This is a genomic window from Mesorhizobium sp. M5C.F.Ca.IN.020.32.2.1, assembly GCF_004023105.1.
GTDB classification, from domain to species: Bacteria; Pseudomonadota; Alphaproteobacteria; order Rhizobiales; family Rhizobiaceae; genus Mesorhizobium; species Mesorhizobium wenxiniae.
Window position 1 is genome coordinate 1 of record NZ_RZSX01000410.1, and the last position, 5475, is coordinate 5475.

Annotated in this window: 7 protein-coding genes; 4 read left to right on the forward strand and 3 right to left on the reverse strand. The window is 61.8% G+C overall.

From position 1 onward, the window contains the following. Both EOA86_RS20205 and EOA86_RS20210 read right to left on the reverse strand, forming a co-directional pair. A partial coding sequence (locus tag EOA86_RS20205) for an adenylate/guanylate cyclase domain-containing protein (protein ID WP_281035680.1) occupies positions 1 to 1133 on the reverse strand: 1133 nt, incomplete at its 3' end. A gap of 245 nt (positions 1134 to 1378) precedes the next feature. Continuing rightward, complete coding sequence (locus tag EOA86_RS20210) at positions 1379 to 1780, reverse strand: GFA family protein (RefSeq protein ID WP_128343261.1); 402 nt, start codon at positions 1778 to 1780, stop codon at positions 1379 to 1381. 164 nt (positions 1781 to 1944) lie between these two features. Here EOA86_RS20210 and EOA86_RS20215 point away from each other — a divergent pair, with 164 nt between their 5' ends. The 4 genes from EOA86_RS20215 (at position 1945) to EOA86_RS20230 (ending at position 4933) form a co-directional block, all read left to right on the forward strand. Beyond that, the gene (locus tag EOA86_RS20215; RefSeq protein WP_128343258.1) at positions 1945 to 2739 is read left to right on the forward strand and encodes a TlyA family RNA methyltransferase; all 795 of its coding nucleotides are present in this window, start codon (positions 1945 to 1947) and stop codon (positions 2737 to 2739) included. Continuing rightward, entirely contained in the window at positions 2736 to 3977 is a 1242-nt protein-coding gene (locus tag EOA86_RS20220) for a class I SAM-dependent RNA methyltransferase (RefSeq protein WP_128343260.1), read from the forward strand. The genes EOA86_RS20215 and EOA86_RS20220 overlap by 4 nt, the downstream gene beginning before the upstream one ends. Before the next feature lie 85 nt (positions 3978 to 4062). Further along, complete coding sequence (locus tag EOA86_RS20225; protein WP_029355607.1) at positions 4063 to 4434, forward strand: antitoxin Xre/MbcA/ParS toxin-binding domain-containing protein; 372 nt, start codon at positions 4063 to 4065, stop codon at positions 4432 to 4434. After that, positions 4427 to 4933 carry an RES domain-containing protein gene (locus tag EOA86_RS20230; RefSeq protein WP_127212544.1) on the forward strand — a complete coding sequence of 169 codons (507 nt, stop codon included), beginning with the start codon at positions 4427 to 4429 and terminating at the stop codon, positions 4931 to 4933. The genes EOA86_RS20225 and EOA86_RS20230 overlap by 8 nt, the downstream gene beginning before the upstream one ends. 152 nt (positions 4934 to 5085) lie before the next feature. Here EOA86_RS20230 and EOA86_RS20235 read toward each other — a convergent pair. Beyond that, positions 5086 to 5475: metallopeptidase TldD-related protein (locus tag EOA86_RS20235; RefSeq protein WP_245497324.1), on the reverse strand; the 390-nt coding region annotated here is incomplete at its 5' end.

The following is a 5475-nucleotide window of genomic DNA, read 5'->3' on the forward strand; positions in this document are numbered from 1 at the left end:
GCAATATTGTCCGGCTTGGCGCGGGCGATTTCCGTTTTTTCGGTGGTGGTGAGATTGACCTTCAACGCTTCGACGATCTTTGCGACAAAAACGTCCTGAACCGCAAAAATATCAGCGACGTTTCCATCGAACCTGTCCGCCCACACATGCCCGCCGGTGAGGGCATCGATGAGCTGTGCGTTGACGCGCACCTGCTCGCCGGCTCGCCGTACGCTGCCCTCGAGAACGTAACGCACGCCAAGTTCTTCTGCGACCTGACTGATTTTCACCGGCTTGCCGCGGTAAGCGAATGTCGAGTTTCGCGCGATTATGAAGAGGCCGGAAACCTTTGAAAGGTCGGTGATCAAGTCATCGGTCATGCCATCAGTAAAGGTCTCTTGCCCCGCCTCGTCGGACATATTGGTGAACGGCAACACAGCGATGGATGGCTTGTCAGGCAGCGGGAGCACCATTCGTGCCTTCGAGGCCACCTCGACCGGCGATCCTGAACCGCCCCCGACGACCTTCCAAAGTGCTACACCTCCGGCGATCAGGATCAGCGCCGTCGCCGCGACTGTCAGCCGGCGCCATTCGATATGACGTTTGCGTTTTGCTGGAACTGCTCCGGACGCGGCGCGTGTCCGCGGGCTCACCCGATACAGGCGAACAGGTTTTTCGATATTCTTGAGTTGTTGTTCACCCAAAAACTCGAACTCAACATCCAGCTTTCTCTCGACCTGATCGAATGCCGTTCCAGAAATCAGGATGCCCCCGGGTTCGGCCAATCCTTCCAGTCTCCCCGCGACATTCACGCCGTCGCCATAGATGTCCTGCCCCTCGACAATCACATCGCCAAGGTTTACGCCAATGCGGAATTCGAGCTGTCTTTCCTTCGGCAGTTCGGCGTTGCACTCCGCCATAGTCCGCTGGATTTCAACGGCGCAACCGACCGCGTCGACCACGCTGGAGAATTCTAACAGCGCGCCGTCGCCCATGAGCTTCACGATGCGCCCCTTATGAGCGGCGATCTTCGGATCGATCAGGTTCTCGCGGGTACTCTTCAGGCGCGCGAGGGTATCCGCCTCATCGGCTTCCATAAGGCGGCTGTAGCCAACGATGTCGGCGGCAAGTATCGCCGCAAGCCTGCGCTCCATGGAGGTTTCCGGCGCTGGGCAACTCTTTCCATGATAATAGAGTATCGCTTCGGAGCCTAGACCTGCTCTGGTCGGCTTTGGGTCAGGGAACGCTGGTTGGGGTGAGCGTCGGCCATGGGGCAGCGAAATGGGCTGATGAAGGTGAGCTCAGGGTCATGGGCGTGAATTCGGCCCGGTCGCGAACGAACCACCGCCAAGGGGTCATCTTCTGCCTTCCGCACCGGTACTAGTGTCAGATTTTTCCACTAGAACCACATATCGCGCACGCAGCGACCATCGCGCGGCAGGTCCTCGAACTTGTGGAGACCATCGAAATGGTCGATTGGGAGGTGGGCGATGGCGTCAGGCGGCGCAAGCCTCACATTGACGGCGATTCGAGTGCGACCGGCGGCACTGGAGCGCAAACCACGCCAGGCCAGAACGCAGGCGCATCTCGGACAGAACAGAATCTCGAGCGAGGGGGCATCTTTTCCGGCGCGCGTATAAGGCCTTGTCGATCCCGCAACGCGAATGCGTTCGTCCACATAATCGTAAGCCCACAGTGCGCCATAGCGGCGGCACAGCGTGCAATTGCAGGCTGTGATCGAGCCGGGATCGCCCTCCAACGTCCAGTGGGCCGCGCCACAATGGCAGGTTCCGGTCAGCATCCATCCTCCTTCACGTTCTGGCAGCAAAACGGCATGTCGTTCCCAACATTGTGCCGGACCTGGTGCGATATTCAACAAGTTGTGGCGCGGCCTGCTTTCCCCAAGATGTTCGTTGTTCTTCCCAATATCCTTGCCTTCGTGACGGGCTTTCGCCATGAAGGCCGATGAACTCCCCTTTGCCAGCCAGCCGACGCCAGCGGCTCGACGAACTTCTCGTCGCGCGCGGCCTGTTTCCCAGCCGCTCTCGCGCCCGCGACGCGATCGAGCGCGGTACGGTGACGGCCGATGGCGTCATCGCCCGCAAGCCCGGCCAGACCGTCCTGGCTGATTGCCTCATAGCCGTCGATGATCCGGCGCTGGGGTACGTGTCGCGTGCTGCGCTGAAGTTGATCGCCGGGCTCGATCATTTCGGTCTCGATCCCGCCGGCAGCGAAGCGCTGGACGTCGGCGCCTCGACCGGAGGCTTCACTCAGGTCTTGCTTGAACGCGGCGCGGCACATGTCACGGCTATCGATGTCGGGCATGGCCAGATACATCCGGATATCGCTGGCGATCCGCGTGTGACGGTGATCGAGGGATTGAACGCCCGTGATCTTTCCGCCGCCGATCTTGCCGATCGCATTCCGGATTTTATCGTCTCCGATGTCAGCTTCATCTCGTTGAAACTGGCACTGCCGCCGGCGCTCGCCATCGCCAGGAGCGGCGCCAGAGCAATATTTCTGGTCAAGCCGCAATTCGAGGCGGGCCGCGAGGCGATCGGCAAGGGCGGCTTGCTGAAGGACCCATACGATGCGGCGCGGGTTGCCGGCCTGCTGCAGGACTGGCTCGACGGCGTCCCCGGTTGGCGCTCGCTGGGATTGCATCTGTCGCCGATCGAAGGCGGCGACGGCAACCGCGAGTTCCTGCTCGCCGGGATCAAGGATGCCGGAGTGAAGAACAGCGGGATCGGCGGCCGATGAACGCGCGCTTCACGATCACACGACTGGGATCCCAGGGCGACGGCGTCGCCGAGACGGAAACCGGCGAGCTTTTCATTCCGTTCACGTTGCCCGGTGAAACCGTCACCGCCGCGCGCGAAAAGGATCGCGCCACGCTTATGTCCGTGCTGGAGGCTTCTCCGCTTCGCATTGATCCCGCCTGCCGGCATTTCACCGAATGCGGCGGCTGCGCCATCCAGCATCTTGAGGCCGAAGCTTATCATCGGTGGAAGCGCGACAAGGTTGCGCATGCGCTGAACAGCAAGGGCATCACTTGCGACATTGACGCGCTGGTCTCGTGCGCACCGCAGACGCGTCGGCGCGTCGTGTTCACCGCCCGACGGAGCGAGGCCGGCATGCGGCTCGGCTTTGTTCGCGCGCTGTCGTCCGAAATCATTTCCATCGAGGAATGCCCGATCTCGCTGCCGGAGATCGTCGCAAAGCTCGACCGTCTGAAAGCACTCGCCGAACTGGTTTGCGCAACGACGAAATCGTTTCGCATGACGGTCACGGTGACCGGTTCCGGCCTCGATGTCGCGGTTCACGATTCCGGCAAGCTCGGCGAGAACCAGCGCCGCGTCGCCTCCAACTTCGTCATCGCTCAGGGACTGGCAAGGCTTTCCATCGACGGCGAGGTCATCATCGAGCCCAAAAAGCCTGTCGTCATGTTCGGTGGCGTGGCTGTCGCTGTGCCGCCGGGTGCTTTCCTGCAGGCCACCGAGGCGGCCGAGCAGGCGATGGCGGACATCGTCGGCCGGCATTTGGTGCGCGCCAAAAAGGTCGCCGATCTCTTCGCCGGCTGCGGCAGCTTCGCGCTACGTCTCGCCGCCAAGTCGGAAGTCCATGCGGTGGAGGGTGACGCGGCAGCGCTTTCGGCGCTCGACCGCGCGTTCCGTTTCGCCAGCGGTCTGAAGCGGGTGACCAGCGAACGCCGCGATCTGTTCCGGCGGCCGCTTACATTCAAGGAGCTGAATACGTTCGACGGCGTTGTGTTCGATCCGCCTCGCGCCGGCGCCGAAGACCAGTCGAAGCAGATTGCCCGGTCCGACGTGCCGCTTGTCGCCGCGATTTCCTGCAATCCGGTGACGTTGGCACGCGACCTGCGCCTCCTCATCGATGGCGGCTACGCCCTGAAAAGCGTGACGCCGATCGATCAGTTCCTGTGGTCGCCGCATGTCGAAGCCGTTGCGCTTTTGGAGAAGCCGAAACGACGGCGGTAACAGGTTTGCATTTGTTTGAGCTTGAATTGCGCGAAAAATGAGCACATTTTATCACATGCTGTTCAAAACGTGCTAGGATGATACCATGAATGCCGCAGCTCTCGAAATTCGAGCATCGCGCTTTGGCGAGGAACGGACGCCATTTCTTTCGGCAAGACGGGTGGCTGAATTGCTGGGCGTCAATCTGACCGAACTGGCGGGCCTGATCGGCGTCGCGCGCAACACGCTTGCCGCCAAGACCGGCGCGCGCAAGGTCGATGCTGCATTGAGTCCGATTGTCCGTATCCTGGCGATGGCAGGCGAGATGGCCGGCGATGAACAGCGTGCGGCGATCTGGTTCAAGCATCAGCCGATCCCCGGCTGGGCGGGAAAGACCGCTTACGATCTCGTTCGAGAGGGCAAGACGGACAAGGTGCTTGCCTATCTGGAGGCAGTCCGCTCCGGCATCTATGCCTGACAGCAGGCTGAGCCTATGGCGTGCCTTCGTGCCGCGTTGGGCGCATCTCCCACTTTCCGGCGAAGGAGCGGCCCGCTTTGGCGGGCGCTGGAATCCGGTGGGCACCCCGACCATCTATGCTGCGCGGGAATTATCCACCGCCTGGGCGGAGTACAACCAGGGCTTTGTCCAGCATCCGGCGGTGATTGCGCAGCTCGAACTTTCAGGCGCGCGGCTGGCCGACCTGACGGACGCTGATGTGCTGACCAAGCTCGGCGTGACGCCAGACATTCACCGATGCGAATGGCGCGACATCATGGATCAAGGCCTGGTGCCTGAGACGCACACGCTGAGAGATCGCCTGATTGCCGATGGGCAGCACGGCGTGATCTACCCGTCCTTCATGTCGCCGGGGGGCACATGCGTCGCCCTCTGGCGATGGAACGAGAACAACGCACCGCGTCTGAAGGTCATCGATCCCGACCATCGTTTGCCGAAAACCCCGGCTTCGTGGCTGTAGGGCAGTTCGAAACTGGCCGGCAGACGGCTATGCTTCTTGCACGCCGCTCTGGCGGTTCCCGCCACCCTTACAGTCACTTGCCAAGGATCGCGGGCGGCAGCGGCTGAGAGGGACCGGTTTTCGCGACCACAACAGCTGGCGCGGCCGATCTATCAAACCCGTGTGCCGCCGACCGTCATCTGGTTCATCCTGAGATGCGGCTGGCCGACGCCGACCGGCACGCCCTGGCCGGCCTTGCCGCACATGCCGATGCCGGTGTCGAGCTTCATGTCGTTGCCGATCATCGAAACGCGATGCATGGCATCCGGCCCGTTGCCGATCAGCATGGCGCCCTTGATCGGCTGCGTTACCTTACCATTCTCGATCATGTAGGCCTCGGTGCAGCCGAACACGAACTTGCCCGAGGTGATGTCGACCTGGCCGCCGCCGAAGGAGACGGCATAGATGCCGTTCTTGACCGACGCGATGATTTCGTCCGGCTGCATATCGCCTGAGGTCATGTAGGTGTTGGTCATGCGTGGCATCGGCTGGTGCGCATAGCC